The sequence below is a fragment of the Desulfovibrio sp. Fe33 genome (assembly GCF_028532725.1).
Taxonomy (GTDB): Bacteria; Desulfobacterota; Desulfovibrionia; order Desulfovibrionales; family Desulfovibrionaceae; genus Pseudodesulfovibrio.
Genome location: NZ_JAQKGU010000008.1, coordinates 164,957 through 180,939, shown reverse-complemented (window position 1 = coordinate 180,939; position 15,983 = coordinate 164,957). Strand labels below are relative to the sequence as shown.

Here is a 15,983-nt window from a genome sequence, read left to right as displayed (position 1 = left end):
CCGAACCCGGAAGTTAAGCCCTCCATCGCCGATGATACTGCATGGTAGCGTGTGGGAAAGTAGGTCGCCGCCAAGGAATATTTCAGCCCCCGGTCTTTTTGACCGGGGGCTTTTTCTTTTGGGGCTGTTGGGTTCACTGCCCGAAGGCGAAAGCCAGGCGTCGAAAGCCGCACCGCGGCAATAGCCCGATGATTTCGCCTCCGGCGGGCAAGGGCTCGCACCCTTGCATCCCCTGTATGCGCCTTCGGCGCGGTTTTTTCCTCCGCTCCTCGGTGTCCTGCCGCTAAAGTAGAGAGTTAACTAGGGGCTGTTTTTTACCCTCCGTCCATTCTCCTCGTCTGGCCCTCCCTCATGCCACCAACCATTCACGCACAGTCCATCAGCCGGACCAAACTCCAGCTTATGCCTGCTGGACTGGCGGCAGGTCGATGGAGAGGCCGTGCAAGGCCGTTTATTTCGCGGCACACGCAGCCCACAAGGCCGTTCATCCATGTTGCCGGCAGTTCTAGCCGGTTTTGCGCGCTCCTTCTGTGTATGAGACTTGGCGGCCTTGCCTCCCTTGTATTCCACACGGAATCTCCATGCTCTTCTATAACCCCTTCGGCCCATACGTATGCGTAAGTGGCCGCCAACCGTATGCAGGTGGAGATGCAACTGGAAAGAAAGAAGGCAGGGCTCCAGAGAGAGGTTTTTGAGGGGGGACGGAGAGGCGGGTTGATCTATTTTACCCGCCTACAGGCTCCCTTTGCGTGAAGTTGGTTTCGCTAGGTTGAACAGGAATAGCCCCGGGCAGGGCGAAGGGATGCCGAGGAGCTGTTGTTAACTCGGGCATTGAATTGAGTTCAGGCGGATTCGGAGGCGAAGGCGGCCCGAGTGTGCGTGTGCTGCGCGATGACGGCAGCACACGCAGGAAGGTGACGCGAGGCAAGGACAAAAACGTGCGCCAGCCAAAAGGGGAGTGAATTTGGGAAGAATGGAACTTCCTTGCGCAGTGCGCTTGGGTCAGCCGTTTTCCAACTCCCTGGAAATCTGTTTCGCTTTTTCAATCATTTTGTCCGCAATGCCGGGAATCACCTGGGGGTCGAGCTGAAGACCGGACAGGGTCAGTGTCGCCACGGCCTGTTTGCACCTGAAGATGGGTGTCGAAACGCAGGTCATCAACTCGTTGAATTCCCGGTCGTCCACTGCGTAGCCGCGACTGCGGATTTTTTGCAGGTCCTCCATGAAGTCGACGGCGTTCAGGATGGTCCTGTCGGTGAACCGCTTGAAGGACAGCAGGGAAAACGCCTTGCGCTGCCGTGCATCGGACATGAACGCGATCAGGCATTTGCCGGAAGCCGACGCATGGACGAAATCCATGCCGCTTGAGGCGATGGGCGAGACTATGGACCCGATGGGGCGGTGTTCGATGACGTAGTTCAGCGTCCCTTTTTCATAGGTGACGATCGAACCGGCCATGTTCAGTTGGTTGGCCAACTCCTCCAATATGGGCTGTGCGGCCGCGTACAGGTCTTTGCCCTTGGAGTATGCTCCGCCCACCTCGTAGACCATGAAGCCGATGGCATACCGCTTGTTGGTCTCCCGCAGGAAATGCGTTTTGCGCAGGGTCTGCACGATGTCGAACGCGCTCGCCTTGGGCAGGTCCAGGGCTGCGCCGATCTCGGTGAGCGTCATTCCCTCCGGGCTGTCGGCGAGCAACCGCAATATTTCCGTTACCCTGTATGCGGTCCTGTTCAGTTTCATTGGATTTTTCTCCCTTTCGATTTGCAGGCTTGGTGCAGACGATACCGTTTGTCAAGCCAGTCCTTCCTATTTGGATTTCCTCACTCACGCAAGCATTATTTCGCATATGCGAACTATAATTCGTATTTAAAAATTTTTTTGACACTCAAATTATGTGGGGCGTAGACGGGGATGAACGGGGCGGATTGCAGGCTCATACCGGTGGCGTCTGCGTGAAAGAAAAGCTCCGCCGTTCGTGTTCATAAGAGAAAACAGGTCCGGTCTCCTGAAGGCGAAATGGGTTTTCGTCCGCATGACCGGCGCATCAAACCCGAGTGGAGGTCTCACATGGCCCAATCTGAAAAAAAGAATGTCTGCATGACGCAGAACCACGACGCATGCAAGGGCTGCGGCTCATGCATTCTGCAATGCCCCAAAAATGCCCTGTCGTTTTCCGACACGGTGAACCGCAAGGGCTACAACGTCGTCGACCTGGATCAGGAAAAGTGCATTCAGTGTGCGATCTGCTACACCGTCTGCCCGGATTACGTATTTGAACGAGTGGAGGCCAGATAAATGCCAAGACGACTCATGAAAGGCAACGACGCCCTGTCCGAGGCGGCTGTTCGCGCCGGTTGCCGGTTTTTCGGCGGCTACCCGATAACCCCCCAGAGCGAAATCCTGGAGTATCTTTCCTGGCGTCTGCCCGAGGCGGGCGGCACGTTCATCCAGGCCGAGTCCGAGCTTTCCGGCATCAATATGGTGTACGGGGCGGCCGCTGCTGGCTTCCGCGCGATGACCAGCTCCTCCGGTCCCGGCTACAGCCTGCTCCAGGAGGGTATCTCCTACATCGCTTCGGCCGAGCTTCCGGCGGTCTTCATCGACGTGCAGCGGTACGGCTCCGGCCTGGGCGACATCTTCCAGGCCCAGAGCGACTACTGGCAGGCCACCCGCGGCGGCGGCCATGGCGATTATCGCACGCTCGTCTACGCACCGGCTTCGGTGCAGGAGAGCGTGGACCTCATCCAGCTCGCCTTCGACAAGGCCGACGAGTACCGCAATCCGTGCCAGATCCTGTCCGACGCCTCCATCGCCCAGATGATGGAGCCGGTGACGCTGCCCGAGATGCACGAGCATGACCCGAACGCCGAGTGGGCTGTCCGCGGCAAACACGGCGGCGATTTCAAGCGCGTTACCTCGACCATGTACTACATCGAGGACTTCGACGCCTACATCAAGAACAAATACGACGTCATGGCCGAACGCGAACAACGCTGGGAATCCGTGCAGGTCGAGGACGCCGACCTCGTGCTCGTGGCCTACGGCATCAGCTCCCGCATCTGCAAGGAAGCCGTGAAGATCGCTCGCGCGCAGGGCATCCGTCTGGGGCTGCTGCGGCCCATCACCCTGTGGCCGTTCCCCGTCAAGGGCTTTGCCGAGGTGAATCCCGACGTCAAAGCCTACCTTTCCGTGGAACTGACCTCCCTCCCCAAGATGGCGGAGGACGTCAAGCTCGCCTGTGAAATGAAAGCCCCGGTGGAGATATTCCTCGGCGGCGCGAAAATACCGGAGTCCACCGCCATCGTGGAGCGCGCGGTCTCCATCCTCAAGGAACAGAGGTAGTCCAATGACTGAAAAACGTATCCCCGAACTGCTTGTCGAACCGAACAAGTTCTGCCCCGGTTGCGGTCACGGCATCATCAACCGCGTTCTGGCGGAAGTGCTGGAGGAAATGGATCTGGCCGAGCAGGCTGTCGGTTCCCTGGCCGTGGGTTGCGCCTGCCTGATGATGGACACCTTCGGCACGGACTGGATTCAGGCCCCGCACGGCCGCGCCGCTGCCGTGGCCGTCGGCGTCAAGCGCGTCAGGCCCGAGTGTTGCGTCTTCACCTATCAGGGCGACGGCGACTCCATGTCCATCGGCTTCTCCGAGACCATGTATGCCGCCATTCGCAACGAGAACATCACCGCGATCCTGGTGAACAACGGCATCTTCGGCATGACCGGCGGGCAGATGGCCCCGACCTCTCTGCCGGGCCAGCGCACCACCACTTCGCCCAAGGGACGCGACGCCGAACTGACCGGCCAGCCGCTTAACATGATTAATCAGATGAAGCAGCTCCCCATCGGTTACCTCGCTCGCGGCTCAGTGGCTTCCGCCAAGGACATCAACAAGCTGAAGCAATACATCCGGTCCGCCATCGAGACCCAGATGAACGGCGGCGGCTATTCCATGGTCGAGGTGCTTTCTCCCTGCCCGACCAACTGGAAGATGAACATGGAGTCCAGCCTTGCCCACATCGAAAATACGGTTAAGTCCGTTTTTCCGGTGGGTGAATTCGTCAAAAATGGAGAGAGAACAGATGCTTAGTATCACTTGTGCGGGCTTCGGCGGTCAGGGCGTGCTCACCGCCGGACTGCTGCTGGCCCATGTTTCCATGGTTTCCGGCAAGGAGATCACCTGGGTTCCGTCCTACGGTTCGGAAATGCGCGGCGGCACTGCGAGCTGTCGGTTGCGGATCGGCGATGAAACCATCCTGAATCCGTTCTTCAGCACCATGGACACCCTCATCGCCATGAATCAGGATTCCGTGGACACCTTTCAGGGGGCCATTGCGCCCGGCGGCGTGCTGATCTCCAACTCCAGCATGGTCAAGGATGCGGAATTCCGCGACGACATCCGCGTCATCGAGGTTGCGGCCACCGAAATCGCCGGTGATCTGAAAAACCCCAGGGGCGCGAATATCGTCATGCTCGGCGCGGCCATCGCCGCCACCGGGCTGGTGGACGTCGAGGAGTTCGCGGACGGCATTGACGCTTACTTCGCCAAGAAGGGCCGCAGCAATCCGCTCAACCGCGAGTGCTTCATGCGCGGCGCGCAAGCGGCGGCCGAGGCATAGGAGACCATCCCATGAGTATGGAAAAACTCCTTGCCCCCAAGACCGTCGCCATCGTCGGCGCGAGCGAGAAGGAAGGATTCGGCGGGGACACCTGCCGCAACGTCCTTTCCTACGCCGACACGGACAACGTGTACTTCGTCAACCCCAAGCGGGACGAGGTGTTCGGCAAAAAGTGCTATCGCAGCATGGCCGACATCCCGGTGGCCATCGACCTGGCCGTGCTCTGCACCCCGCAGAAGACCATCGAACCTCTGCTGCGCGAGGCCGCGGCCAAAGGCGCAGGCGGGGCGGTTGTGTACGCCAGCGGCTATTCCGAGGTAGGCACCCCCGAGGGCGTGCGGGCCGAGGAGAGCCTCAAGGCCCTGTGCGCCGAGCTGGACATCTCTCTCATGGGGCCGAACTGCGCCGGGTTCATCAACTACATCGACCGGGTGGTCGGCTTCGCCTTCATTTCCGACGAACGCGACCGCACCGGCTCGGTGGGCTTCGTGTCCCAGAGCGGCCAGTTGTGCCTCTCCTTCATGGACAATCCGTCCATGCGGTTCTCCTACTCCATCTCCTCGGGCAACAGCTCCGTGGTGACCATGGAAGACTACCTGGAGTACCTGATCGAGGACGACAACACCAAGGTGGTGGGGTTGTATCTTGAAGGCGTCACCCAGCCCGCAAAGTTCGCCAAGGCCCTGCGTAAGGCTGCGGAAATCCGCAAGCCCGTCGTGGTGCTCAAGGCGGGCCGCAGCGAAAAGGGCAGCCGGGTGGCCGCATCCCACACAGGCTCCCTGTCCGGCGCGGATGTCATCTACGACGCCATATTCAGGAAGTTCGGCGTCATCCGGGTGAACGACGCGGAAGAGCTCCTGGCCACGACGCAGCTCTTCGCCACGCTGCCGGTCCTGCCCGAGCGGACCGGATTCGCCTCCATCAACCTGTCCGGGGGAGAGACCGGCATTTGCGCCGACTCCGGCGAGATGGCGGGCATCGAATTCCCGGACTTCGAGGAGAGGACCCTCGACAGGCTGCGGGAACTGCTGCCTTCCTACGCCAGCCCGGCCAACCCGCTGGATACCACCGCGACCATCTCCTATGATGCGGACGTCTACGCTTCCGTTCTTCAGACGGTGATGGACGACCCGAACATCGGTCTGGTGGTGGTGGGGTATACCCTGCTCCACGAGATCGCCGATCCGTGCATCCACTACATGGCGAAGGGCATCGAACAGGTCGTGAACAACGGCCGGTCCAAGCCCATGGTCATGCTTCCGTTCTTCGAAAACTCCCGTAATCCGGAATACCTCGACAAGCTCAACGCGCTCGGCGTGCCGGTTCTGCCGCCGCCCGCTTACGGCTTTGCGGCCTTGCGCCATCTCATGGATTTCATCCGGTATTCGCCCGATGAGAATACACTTGAGCTGGCCATTCCTTCCGGAAACGGCGGGGAAGGGGAGCGCCGCACGCTTTCCGAATACGAAAGCGCGGCCATCCTGCGCGAATACGGCGTGCGCACCCCCGAGGGGAGCGTGGTCGACAGCGCCGACGCCGCCGCGGAAACAGCCGAGACCCTGGGCTATCCGGTGGTCATGAAGATCGCTTCCGCCGACATCGCCCACAAGTCCGACATCGGCGGGGTGGCCCTGAACATTCGGGACGCCGCCGGAGCGCGGGAGGCCTTCGGGCGCATCATGGAGAACGCCCGGACCAACGCCCCCGGCGCGGTCGTGGACGGCGTCTACGTCCAGAAGATGCTGACCCCCGGAACTGAGGTCATCATCGGCGTGAACAACGACCCGCAGTTCGGCCCGGCCGTGCTGGTGGGGCTGGGCGGCATCTTCGTCGAGATCTTCCGCGACACGTCCCTGCGTCCCGCCCCGTTCGATGCGGGCGAGGCCAGGCGGATGCTGGAGCGGTTGAAGGCGTTTCCGCTCTTCAACGGCTATCGGGGACAGGCCGAACTCGACGTCGACGCCCTGGCCGAGGCCGTGGCCAATGTGGCCCGGCTCGCTTCGGAGCGCAGGGATGAAATCGCCGAACTCGATGTAAACCCTGTCTTTGTCTACGAGAAAGGCGCTGGAATCTGTGCTGCGGACGCCCTTGTCGTGCTGAAGAAATAACCACGCCGCCGCCCCCGGCGAGCCGGGGGCGGCGGTACAATGCGGTCCACCTGGAGGTTGTTATGAATCTGTTCAAGAAGTATTTCGTGCTCTTCGCACTTTCGCTCGGTTACGCAGCCAGCTACATGCTGCCCTACATCAAGTATGTCTTCTACGATCAGTTGCTGGCGGGAGTCGGATGCAACAACGAGCAGGCCGGGTTCCTGCTTACCGTCTACACCATAACGGCCCTGGCCCTGTATATCCCCGGCGGATGGGTGGCCGACAAGTTCAAGGCGAAATACGTCCTGGTGGCGTCCCTGTTCGGCACGGGCCTGCTCAATTTCGCCTTCGCCATGAACATGAACTACTCGTTCGCGCTGGTTGTCTGGGTGTTGCTGGCGTTCAGCACCGCCTTCGCCTTCTGGTCCGGCATCATCAAGGCCATCCGCCTGCTCGGCAGCGCCGCTGAACAGGGCAAGCTGTACGGCTTCTTCAGCTCCGGCGTGGGAGCCTTCTCGGCCATCACCTCCTCCGTCGCCCTCTACGTTTACGGCCTGTTCACGGTTGACGCCGTCGGCGGCCTGAAGGGCGTCATCTATGTCCAGGGCGCGACCTGTATCCTCTCCTCCATCATCGTCTTCTTCTTTTTCGAGGAATCCGAAAGCGGCGCAAAGGAGTCCGAGGACGACAAGTTCAAGACCAGCGACATTTTCATCGTGTTGAAGAACCCCATGACCTGGGCCATCTCCATCCTGATCTTCTGCGGCCACGGCATCTACACCAGCACCTCCTACTTCAATCCCTACATGACCAACGTCATCGGCGTGACCATGACGTTTTCCGGCCTGCTGGCCATCGTGCGCACCCATGTGCTCCGCCTGACCTGCGGCCCGCTGGGCGGCATCTTCGCCGACAGGCTGAAGTCGCCGGCCCTGGTCATCATCAGTTGTTTCGCGGTCATGACCGCCATTCTGGTTGTGTTCATGCTCCTCCCCACCGGGGCCAACTCCACCCTGGTCATCGGCCTCCAGCTCCTGCTTGCCGCAGTGACCTTCACTTGCTACTCGATCCTCTACTCCTGTGTTGAGGAAGTGGGCATCCCGCGCAAGTTCACCGGCACGACCGTGGCTGTCGCTTCAATGATAGGCTATCTGCCCGACATGATTTATAATCCGCTCTTCGGTGGGTGGCTCGATAACTACGGGAATACCGGATACCTGTACATCTTCAGCTTCCTCGCCGCGTCCGGCGTGGTCGGCCTCTTGGCGGCTCTGCTGATTCGCCGCAACAGTGTGGCGGCCTCCGGAAGGGCGGCTCAAACAGCGTAAGTATGCGGCATTGAGGCCGGGCGGCCCAGTCCCGCCCGGCCCTTCCGACACGGAGGACCACAAGAGAGGCTGTCATGGAACCTGTTGATTACATCGTACTCGTACTCTACTTCGGTACATTGCTCGTCATAGCCGTGTACGCGAACAAGAAGCAGAAAACCGCGGAGGACTACTATGTCGGCGGACGCGGGGTAGGCACCCTGCCGCTGGCGGCGCTCTGGATGTCCTCCTGGGTAGGCGGCGCCGCCATCATGGGGACTGCCGAGAAATCCTTTGAGATAGGCATATCCTCTCTCTGGTATCCTCTCAGCATGTTCAGCGGCTTCATCTTCTTCGCCCTGATCTTCGCCGGGCGCATCAAGCGTCTCGGCGACCGCCACCGGCACATCACCTATCCCGACCTGATAGAGCAGCGGTACGACACCAGGGTCAGGCTCGTCAGCACGGTGACCACGATCCTGGCGTTCGTCGGCTACACGGCCAGCCAGCTTTTGAGCGCGGCGCATATCATCACCTCCATTACCGGGATCAGCCTCGGGTATTCCTTTCTCGTGGCCACCACCGTCACCGTGGTCTATACTTCGGTGGGCGGTTTCTTCGCCGTGGAGAAGACCGACAGGTTTCAGACCCTGCTGGTCATCGTGGGCATCAGCGCCGTGGCCACGCCCCTGACCTGGAGCGCGCTCGGGGACGCCTCCCGGCTCGGCACCGAGCTTCCGGCGGACTTCTTCCAGCTCGGCTCCTGGGGGTGGGGGGCCATCGTCGCCATGTTCATCAGCATGGTCCTGACCTTTTTTACCTCCATGGACAGCTACACCCGGTGTTTCGCGGCGAAATCGGTCCGCGCCGCCCGCAACGGCACACTGGTCGCCGCGCTGATCGTCCTGTGCATCTCCGTTTCCATCTGTTTCCTCGGCATGAGCGCGAAAATCCTGATCCCGGAGGGAACGGACGGCTCGTCCACGCTCATCCGGCTCATCATGCACGTCTTCCCGGCGGGAGTGAAAGGGCTGATGCTCGTGACGATCCTGTCGGCCATCATGTCCACGGCGGATACCTGCATCCTGTGCGCCTCCGCCAACCTCACCCGCGACGTCTACCAGCGGTTCATCAATCCCGTCGCGCCGCAGGCCAGGGTCATGCGCATCAGCATATGCAGCTCCATCCTGGTGGGCGTGATCGGCGCGCTGGTCGGCTGGTATTCCAAAAGCATCATCAACCTGCTCATCATGACGTTCACCATCAATTCGGCGGGCCTGTTCCTGCCCACCCTCGGCGTCTTCTTCTGGAAACGCGCCTCCTCCAGAGCGGCATTCTGGAGCATGAGCATTTCCCTCGTCACGGTCCTCGGATGGTATCTGGGCAAAGGCGCGTTCCCGGACAGCGTCCTGTTCGCCATCGACCCCGTGTGGCCCGGCCTGGTCGCGTCCGCGCTCCTGTTCTTCCCCCTGAGCCTGACGGCTCCCGGGTATCGGGAGGCCGAACAGAATGGCTAGCCTCGCCTTGTTGAAGAACAGTTGGGTGCTGCTCTATTCCGCCATCCTGCTCGAAGTGGGCGGCACCATGGCGATCAAGTATTCCGAGGGGTTCACCAGGTTCGCTCCATCGGCCTGCGTGGTCTGCCTCTATTGCACCTCGTTCTACGCCATGAGCCTGGCGGTAAAGAAGATCGAATTGGGCGTGGCCTACGCCATATGGTCGGGCGTGGGCATCGTGGCCACCTCGGCCCTGGGCGTCCTGCTTTTCCACGAGGGGATCAACCCAAAAAAGCTGCTCAGTATCGTCATTATCATGATCGGCGTCATCTCGCTCAACCTCACTTCGGGCGAGTAGGCATCGCAACAACCAAACCATAAATCCATCTTGGAGTATTCCATGCTGAATCAGGAATTCATCAACAGTTTGAAACAGCTCGTAGGCGAAGACCGTTGCACCTTCTCCCCGGAGGACATGGTCGCCTACTCGTACGACGCCAATCCCGAGAAGCGGGCCAAGCCGGAAGGCGTGGTTTCGCCCATGAACAGGGAAGAGGTGTCCGAAATCATGAAGCTGGCGTACAAGTACGACGTTTTCGTCACGCCGCGCGGCGGGGGCAGCGGATACACCGGCGGCTGCGTCCCGGTCGAGGGCGGCATCGTCATGGCCATGGACCGGTTCAACCGGATTCTCGAAGTCGACAGGGATAACTTTCTCGTCATTCTGGAGCCCGGCGTGGTCGTGAAGGATCTCCAGGCCGAGGTGGACAAGATCGGCCTGATGTACCCGCCCGACCCCGCGTCCACCGGTTTCGCCACCATCGGCGGCAATATCGCGGAAAACGCGGGCGGCATCCGCGCGGTCAAATACGGCGTCACCAAGCAGTATGTCATGGGGCTGGAAGTGGTCCTGCCCAACGGCGACATCGTCAAGACCGGCTCGAAATGCATCAAGGACGTGGCCGGCTACAACCTGACCGAACTGTTCGTCGGCTCCGAGGGAACGCTCGGCATCATCACCAAGGCTGTGGTCAAGGTCGTACCCAAGCCGGAGGCGCGCCGCACCATGACCGCCACCTTCGCCACCCTGGAGAAGGCCGCCGAGGCGGTCAGCGCCATCTACGCGACCGGCGTGCGTCCCGCCACGCTCGAATTCCTGGACCGCATCTCCGTGGAAGCGGTGGAAAAGGCCATCGGTTTCGGGGCCAAGCCGGAAGAGGGCGCGCTTCTGCTGATGGAGGTGGACGGCTCCGACCACGCGCTCGATTCCGAGGTCGATAAGATTCAGGCCGCCTGCGAGCGGTGCGGCGTCATCACATTCAGGAAGGCCGAGTCCGACGAGGACCGCGAGGACCTCTGGAAGGCGCGGCGCGCGCTCTCCTTCGCACTGTGCGAGATCGCCACGGAGTGGGAAGACGACGACGTCTCGGTCCCCATCGCGCGCATCCCCATGATGATCCGCAAGCTGGACGAGATCGCCGAACGCTACAACATCATCATCGCCAACTTCGGCCATTACGGCGACGGCAACATCCATATCGGCATGACCACCGGAAAGGGCGGCGGCCCCTTCCCCATGCAGGCCAAGCAGGACGTGGTCAAGGCGGTGGTCGAGCTGGAAGGGCGCATCGCGGCCGAGCACGGCATCGGGTGCGTCAAGGTCGAGAACCTGCACTGGAACATCGACGAGCCGACCATGAAGCTCATGCGCAGCGTCAAGGCGCTGTTCGATCCGAAGGGCCTGCTCAATCCGGGCAAAGTCATGCTCAAGGGATAAATCATGACCAAACAGACACACGAAGAAAAAATGGCCGTTCTCCTGAGGCTGGTCAAAAATGAGGTCGACAAGTGCATCCGTTGCGGCGAATGCCGGACCGTCTGTCCCGTTTTCGACGATACCCCTTCGGAACGGTATACAGCACGCGGCAAGATCGCCATTGCCGAAAGTCTGGCGCGCGGCGATCTGGAGTTCAACGGGCATACCCGTGAGCTTTTCGACAACTGTCTGCTCTGCACCGGCTGCGCCAGCCAGTGTTCCAGCGGCGCGCGGGCGGATAAGGTGGTCATCGCCGTGCGCGAGGCGTTCGCCGACGAGATGGGCGTCCCGGCTCTCAAGAAGGCCGTGGCAGAAACCCTGTCCCTGCCTCGGGCGGTTCTCGATGCGGGGGCCAGGATCGGCTCCGTGGCGCAGCGGCTGGCCTTCAAGGGCGTTCCCGGCACGAGCGGCCTTTACCGCCGTTTCGCCATGCCTGGCGTGGACAAGGAACAGTACGTTCCCCAATTGGCCGCCAAGTCCTTCCGGAACGAAGTGCGGTTCTCCGGCAAGCCCGGGCAACCCCGCGTCGTCTTTTTCACCGGCTGCATGACCAACTACAGCATGACCGAAATCGGCCATAGCCTGGTCAAGGTCCTCAACGGGCTCGGCGTGTCGGTGGAAGTTCCGCAGGAGCAGGCGTGCTGCGGTATGCCCATGCTGGCCTCGGGCGAGGCCGACGTGGTCCGCAAGCAGGCCGAACGGAATGTGAAGGCTCTGGCGAACGACGGCGACGACGTAGCCATCGTTACGGCGTGCGCGTCGTGCGGCCATATGCTCAAGCACGGCTACCTGGACCGTTTCGGAGACGACGGCGAACTCGCGGCCGGTCTGCGGAACATCGCTGAACGCACCCTGGACATCTCGGAATATCTGATGACTCGCGTGGACCGGGAACGGCTCGAAGGGTTGCTGGAAAAGAAGGCTCCGGTCAGCGCCACCTACCATGACCCGTGTCATCTGCGCAAAGCGCAGAAGATCGTCAAGGAACCCCGCGCTGTGTTGGAAATGGCCACCGGCGGTCCGGTCAACGAGATGCGCCGCCCGGAAGCCTGCTGCGGCCTGGGCGGCACCTACTGCCTGGCCAACATGGAGCGGTCCAAGCGGATTCAGGCCAAGAAGATTGACGACGCGGCGGCAACCCGCGCCGACGTCATGGCCACGGCGTGTCCCGGCTGCATTCTCCAGTTGCGCGACGGGATTCGCCGGAACGTGGGCACGGACATGCCGGTCAAGCACGTCATCCAATTGCTTGCCGAAGCCATGAAGAAATAGAAAGACCTCGTCCGGGCCGCCGGGTGACAGGGGACGCCCCATCCTTCCGTCATCCACGGCCCGGGCCGAGAAGACATGCACGCGGCGGCGAAGCCGGACCTATTGCGTCCCGGGCTTCGCCGCCGCTCCTTTTTGGATGAGGGCGGGATCAGTCGCGCATCGCCTGGATTCGGCGGGAGCAAACAGGACAGTATCCGTTTTCGTCCAGGGCGGTGGTTTTGGCCCGGCATCGTTTGCAAGTGCCGGTCTCGCCTTGAAAGAGCGTGTGCGGGGAAAGCGAGAAGGAGGCGAGGTCCGGGGGATAGGGATGGAGAAAGCGCGGCAGGCAGACGTTGACGCAGGCTCCGCAGTCCACGCACAGGGCGGAAATGAATTCCAGCGCGCGCAGGGAGTCTTCACCCGTCAATCTAATAGCGCCGGTTGCGCAGACGTTGGCGCAGGCTCCACAGGCGGTGCAATGGCCGTCGCCCCGCATCATGGCGAAAGCCAGTCCTTCGGGCGCGGGCCCTTTGGCGTTCAACGCCTTAAGGTGTCCGGCCAATTGGTGCCGTTTGCCGCCTTCGTTCTTTGTGGAGGACGATCCTGAGCCGGAAGAGGCCGTGTGGCCTCCTGCCAGGAATCCCAGAAATCCCCGCCTGGATAGAGACACGTCGCTTTCACGGCGGGACGGCGCGTCTTTTGGGGACCAGGTTTTTACGATGAATGGTTTTTTCGGAGCGTCCGTCGATTTTGCCAGGATTGACCGGGCCTGTTCAAGGACTCTCCTGAATGTCGTACCTTCGTCGCCGATCCGGCAGGCGGCGCAATTTCCGGTGAGGAAGGTGACGGTCCCTTTTTGTCGGCGCCAAAGGGCCAGCAGGGTTTCAAGGCCGAGGCTGGAAAGGCATCCGGGAACCGGAAGTTCGTCCGGCGCGCATCGTCCTGCTTTGGGACAGCGCAGGGCCTGGGGGGCGTCAGGGCGTTCCGCAAGGCTGCGGAGCAGGGCGGCCGGTGCGTCGTGGACCAGCGCCCCAGTGGGGCACACCGAGGCGCAGGCTCCGCAGTTTCTGCACGAATCGGCGCGGATAGCCGGTCCGTCGCGCAGGTCTATGGCGTCCGATGGGCATACCGTCATGCACCGCGCACACCGGCCGCCCATATGTAGTGGACAAAGCGAGGTGTTGACGGCAGGGGCGTTGAGCATGGCGGCGGCCCGTCGGTAATCAGGCTTGCTCAGGTCGCAGGAGGTCGGCAGCCTGGGCAAGAGTGTCGATGGAAACGGTGGAAACGGCGTTGTAAAAAGAGGATGACTCGTGCCCGGAGACAGCTTCCAGGAATAGGTTGGACCAAGGGGCGATATGTTTGTTCAGGAAATCGCCTGCCATGGCCAGGTGCCGATCCGCCGATTCCGTATCGCCGTTGTCGACCGCCTCGGCCGCGCATCCCATCACGCCGCCGAGAAAGGACATTTCCAGCCCTATGTGGTCGTCGGGTTCGTGCTCGGGGTTGGGCGAAACGAGACCGTATCGGGCATAGGCGTCGCGTACGTCGAACATGGGACCGTCGAACAGCAGCTTGTCCTTAGTGGTCCATACGGATTCCCAAAGGGGAACTGCGTCGTCGGGGCCGATGAAGAGGACGGTGTACTCCGCCTCAAGGGCCGCTTCGTCATGGTCCTGGACGTCTTTTTCGAGGAGCAGAAGCGCTTCGTTCGCCGCATCGGAGAGAGGCTCAAGGGGCCATTCCCCGAACACGTTGTTTTCACGAATCTGGTTGATGAAGGCCGCATCCGGCGGTTCGATGAAGAGCCGGGCGAGAAAATTCAGGCTGAGGGCGCACGCGCCGAGTTGTTCTGCGTTCATAATGTAATGACGGCCCGGAGGCGAACCTCCGGGCCATTGTTGACGTTATATGCCGATGCGCATGTAGGTCCCGTAGAACATGAGCCGGTCGATGATCTCGCCGGCCATGACCAGGGCCAGGGCGCAGAGGGCGGGGTTCATGGCGAGGCGGAGCTGCCGGGTGCCCATGGCCTTGAAGCCGAACCATGTGAACACGCCGGCACCGGCGCAGATCATGGCTATACGGACGATCTGCGCCGACACGCCTTCGCCTGCGACGAGATCGAGACCGCTGGTCCCGAGGCTGCCGACGCTGCCAAGGGCGATCATGCCCAGGGCCACGGCGATGAACTTGAGGGCGAGACCCGCTTGCGCGGAGGCGCAGAGCAGACCGGTGACGGACGTGCAGTCTTCGCCACAATCCTTGCCGCTGTTTTCAATGCTGCCGATCACGCCGCTGGCGACCGCTCCGGCCAGGAGCATCGTGCCGTAGAAGCTGAACGCCGTGGCCACGCTGTTCCACGCGGGCACGGTCTCAAGCAGGTAGACCTTGGTCATGACGAAGACGGCGAGAAGTCCGAGCGCCATGGCGAGCACGGACAGGCCCGTCGCCTTGACTGCATCGTTGCGCATTCTCATGAAGGCGAGCGCGCAGATCGCGATGAAGAAGGCGGACACGGACAGGATTTCGCGGCTGAGCCACGAGTTGCCCAGGTTCATGATGGTGAACACGCTGTGCAGGGGAGTGCCGAGGTGGGTAAGGGACAGGATCAGTCCCAGGGCGGTCATGACGCAGGCCACCGGAGTCTGCCAGCGCAGGGCCGAGCCGGACGCTCCGGCAAAGAGCCGGGCGGCTTCGGTTATGACCACGATACCCACGGCGCTCTGAACGAGGATGGTGAACAGGACGAGGCTCCAATCACTGGAAAACATTGCTACACCTCCTCGGGGTTGCTGATTTTACCCATCTTGGACCCGCCGGGCTTGGCGTTCATGGCGGGCGTGACGATCAGGTTGGGCTGGGTGATGTTGGGATCGGGCAACGGAGCCACGATGTTGAGATTGCCGTATTTGGCGACAAGTTCGTCGTATTCACCGAAGTCCAGGGCGCGACAGGGGCAGGCGGCGACACAGGCGGGCTCCTTGCCCTCCTTGAGGTAGTCGCGGCAGAAGTCGCACTTGGTCATCTTGCCCAACTCCGCATTGTATTGCGGAGCGGAATAGGGGCAGCCCCATTCGCAGTAGCGGCAGCCGACGCACTTGTCCTGATCGACGGTCACGATGCCGTCTTCGTTCTTGTGCATGGCCGTGGTGGGACACGAGCGGACGCAGATCGGGTTCTCGCAGTGGTTGCAGGAAACGGACAGATAGTAGCTGAACACGTTTTGCGTGCAGGTGCCATCCGGGCGCTCCACCCATTCACCGCCGACGTATTCCGTTACCCGCCGCCACAGGACGCCAAGGGGCAGGTCGTGCTTGTCGATGCAGGCGATCATGCATGTCTTGCACCCCGTACAGCGGGAGTTGTCTATATGGAAAGCTGGACGCTTCAACATGAAT

15 protein-coding genes and 1 rRNA gene are annotated in these 15,983 nt (G+C 61.5%); 11 read left to right on the top strand and 5 right to left on the bottom strand.

Going from position 1 to position 15,983, the window contains the following annotated elements; all coding sequences use genetic code 11:
* Nucleotides 1-76 (top strand): 5S ribosomal RNA (gene rrf / locus PSN43_RS15995); the annotation flags it as partial.
* A gap of 926 nt (nt 77-1,002) precedes the next feature.
* On the opposite strand, the gene PSN43_RS11825 is transcribed toward rrf, so the two are convergent.
* Nucleotides 1,003-1,743, bottom strand: coding sequence for an IclR family transcriptional regulator (locus tag PSN43_RS11825; RefSeq protein ID WP_272700930.1), 741 nt, complete (start codon nt 1,741-1,743; stop codon nt 1,003-1,005).
* A 327-nt stretch (nt 1,744-2,070) separates the two neighbouring features.
* Between PSN43_RS11825 and PSN43_RS11820 the strand changes: the two genes are divergently transcribed.
* The 10 genes from PSN43_RS11820 (at nt 2,071) to PSN43_RS11775 (ending at nt 12,603) form a co-directional block, all read left to right on the top strand.
* Nucleotides 2,071-2,298, top strand: a complete 228-nt coding sequence (locus tag PSN43_RS11820; RefSeq protein ID WP_272700929.1) for a 4Fe-4S binding protein — start codon at nt 2,071-2,073, stop codon at nt 2,296-2,298.
* Nucleotides 2,299-3,345 (top strand): 3-methyl-2-oxobutanoate dehydrogenase subunit VorB, encoded by a 1,047-nt coding sequence (gene vorB, locus PSN43_RS11815; protein WP_272700928.1) that lies wholly within the window; start codon nt 2,299-2,301, stop codon nt 3,343-3,345.
* Between the two features lie 4 nt (nt 3,346-3,349).
* Nucleotides 3,350-4,093: a thiamine pyrophosphate-dependent enzyme gene (locus tag PSN43_RS11810; protein WP_272700927.1), complete on the top strand. Its 744-nt coding sequence runs from the start codon at nt 3,350-3,352 to the stop codon at nt 4,091-4,093.
* The gene (locus PSN43_RS11805; RefSeq protein WP_272700926.1) at nt 4,086-4,622 is read left to right on the top strand and encodes a 2-oxoacid:acceptor oxidoreductase family protein; all 537 of its coding nucleotides are present in this window, start codon (nt 4,086-4,088) and stop codon (nt 4,620-4,622) included. The genes PSN43_RS11810 and PSN43_RS11805 overlap by 8 nt, the downstream gene beginning before the upstream one ends.
* A gap of 11 nt (nt 4,623-4,633) precedes the next feature.
* A complete protein-coding gene (locus PSN43_RS11800; protein ID WP_272700925.1) occupies nt 4,634-6,730 on the top strand; it encodes an acetate--CoA ligase family protein in 2,097 nt (698 codons plus the stop codon).
* A gap of 62 nt (nt 6,731-6,792) precedes the next feature.
* Nucleotides 6,793-8,040, top strand: a complete 1,248-nt coding sequence (locus PSN43_RS11795) for an MFS transporter (RefSeq protein ID WP_272700924.1) — start codon at nt 6,793-6,795, stop codon at nt 8,038-8,040.
* Between the two features lie 74 nt (nt 8,041-8,114).
* A complete protein-coding gene (locus tag PSN43_RS11790; RefSeq protein ID WP_272700923.1) occupies nt 8,115-9,536 on the top strand; it encodes a sodium:solute symporter family protein in 1,422 nt (473 codons plus the stop codon).
* The gene (locus PSN43_RS11785) at nt 9,529-9,873 is read left to right on the top strand and encodes a DMT family transporter (protein WP_272700922.1); all 345 of its coding nucleotides are present in this window, start codon (nt 9,529-9,531) and stop codon (nt 9,871-9,873) included. The genes PSN43_RS11790 and PSN43_RS11785 overlap by 8 nt, the downstream gene beginning before the upstream one ends.
* 42 nt (nt 9,874-9,915) lie before the next feature.
* Nucleotides 9,916-11,292 carry an FAD-binding oxidoreductase gene (locus PSN43_RS11780; RefSeq protein WP_272700921.1) on the top strand — a complete coding sequence of 459 codons (1,377 nt, stop codon included), beginning with the start codon at nt 9,916-9,918 and terminating at the stop codon, nt 11,290-11,292.
* A gap of 3 nt (nt 11,293-11,295) precedes the next feature.
* Nucleotides 11,296-12,603, top strand: a complete 1,308-nt coding sequence (locus PSN43_RS11775; RefSeq protein ID WP_272700920.1) for a (Fe-S)-binding protein — start codon at nt 11,296-11,298, stop codon at nt 12,601-12,603.
* Between the two features lie 148 nt (nt 12,604-12,751).
* Here the strand turns inward: PSN43_RS11775 and PSN43_RS11770 are convergent, their stop codons facing one another.
* The 4 genes from PSN43_RS11770 to PSN43_RS11755 are packed head-to-tail and all read right to left on the bottom strand — an operon-like array spanning nt 12,752 to nt 15,979.
* Entirely contained in the window at nt 12,752-13,846 is a 1,095-nt protein-coding gene (locus tag PSN43_RS11770) for a 4Fe-4S dicluster domain-containing protein (protein WP_272700919.1), read from the bottom strand.
* Entirely contained in the window at nt 13,806-14,444 is a 639-nt protein-coding gene (locus PSN43_RS11765; RefSeq protein ID WP_272700918.1) for a TorD/DmsD family molecular chaperone, read from the bottom strand. The genes PSN43_RS11770 and PSN43_RS11765 overlap by 41 nt, the downstream gene beginning before the upstream one ends.
* A gap of 45 nt (nt 14,445-14,489) precedes the next feature.
* Nucleotides 14,490-15,356, bottom strand: coding sequence for a dimethyl sulfoxide reductase anchor subunit family protein (locus tag PSN43_RS11760; RefSeq protein WP_272700917.1), 867 nt, complete (start codon nt 15,354-15,356; stop codon nt 14,490-14,492).
* Nucleotides 15,357-15,358: 2 nt separating this feature from the next.
* Nucleotides 15,359-15,979: a DMSO/selenate family reductase complex B subunit gene (locus PSN43_RS11755; protein WP_272700916.1), complete on the bottom strand. Its 621-nt coding sequence runs from the start codon at nt 15,977-15,979 to the stop codon at nt 15,359-15,361.
* Nucleotides 15,980-15,983 lie beyond the last annotated feature (4 nt).

What these genes read in the sequence shown, in the direction of transcription:
- PSN43_RS11825 (WP_272700930.1), bottom strand. Translation starts at nt 1,743, where the DNA reads ATGAAACTGAACAGGACCGCATACAGGGTAACGGAAATATTGCGGTTG.
- PSN43_RS11820 (WP_272700929.1), top strand. Translation starts at nt 2,071, where the DNA reads ATGGCCCAATCTGAAAAAAAGAATGTCTGCATGACGCAGAACCACGAC.
- vorB (WP_272700928.1), top strand. Translation starts at nt 2,299, where the DNA reads ATGCCAAGACGACTCATGAAAGGCAACGACGCCCTGTCCGAGGCGGCT.
- PSN43_RS11810 (WP_272700927.1), top strand. Translation starts at nt 3,350, where the DNA reads ATGACTGAAAAACGTATCCCCGAACTGCTTGTCGAACCGAACAAGTTC.
- PSN43_RS11805 (WP_272700926.1), top strand. Translation starts at nt 4,086, where the DNA reads ATGCTTAGTATCACTTGTGCGGGCTTCGGCGGTCAGGGCGTGCTCACC.
- PSN43_RS11800 (WP_272700925.1), top strand. Translation starts at nt 4,634, where the DNA reads ATGAGTATGGAAAAACTCCTTGCCCCCAAGACCGTCGCCATCGTCGGC.
- PSN43_RS11795 (WP_272700924.1), top strand. Translation starts at nt 6,793, where the DNA reads ATGAATCTGTTCAAGAAGTATTTCGTGCTCTTCGCACTTTCGCTCGGT.
- PSN43_RS11790 (WP_272700923.1), top strand. Translation starts at nt 8,115, where the DNA reads ATGGAACCTGTTGATTACATCGTACTCGTACTCTACTTCGGTACATTG.
- PSN43_RS11785 (WP_272700922.1), top strand. Translation starts at nt 9,529, where the DNA reads ATGGCTAGCCTCGCCTTGTTGAAGAACAGTTGGGTGCTGCTCTATTCC.
- PSN43_RS11780 (WP_272700921.1), top strand. Translation starts at nt 9,916, where the DNA reads ATGCTGAATCAGGAATTCATCAACAGTTTGAAACAGCTCGTAGGCGAA.
- PSN43_RS11775 (WP_272700920.1), top strand. Translation starts at nt 11,296, where the DNA reads ATGACCAAACAGACACACGAAGAAAAAATGGCCGTTCTCCTGAGGCTG.
- PSN43_RS11765 (WP_272700918.1), bottom strand. Translation starts at nt 14,444, where the DNA reads ATGAACGCAGAACAACTCGGCGCGTGCGCCCTCAGCCTGAATTTTCTC.
- PSN43_RS11760 (WP_272700917.1), bottom strand. Translation starts at nt 15,356, where the DNA reads ATGTTTTCCAGTGATTGGAGCCTCGTCCTGTTCACCATCCTCGTTCAG.
- PSN43_RS11755 (WP_272700916.1), bottom strand. Translation starts at nt 15,979, where the DNA reads ATGTTGAAGCGTCCAGCTTTCCATATAGACAACTCCCGCTGTACGGGG.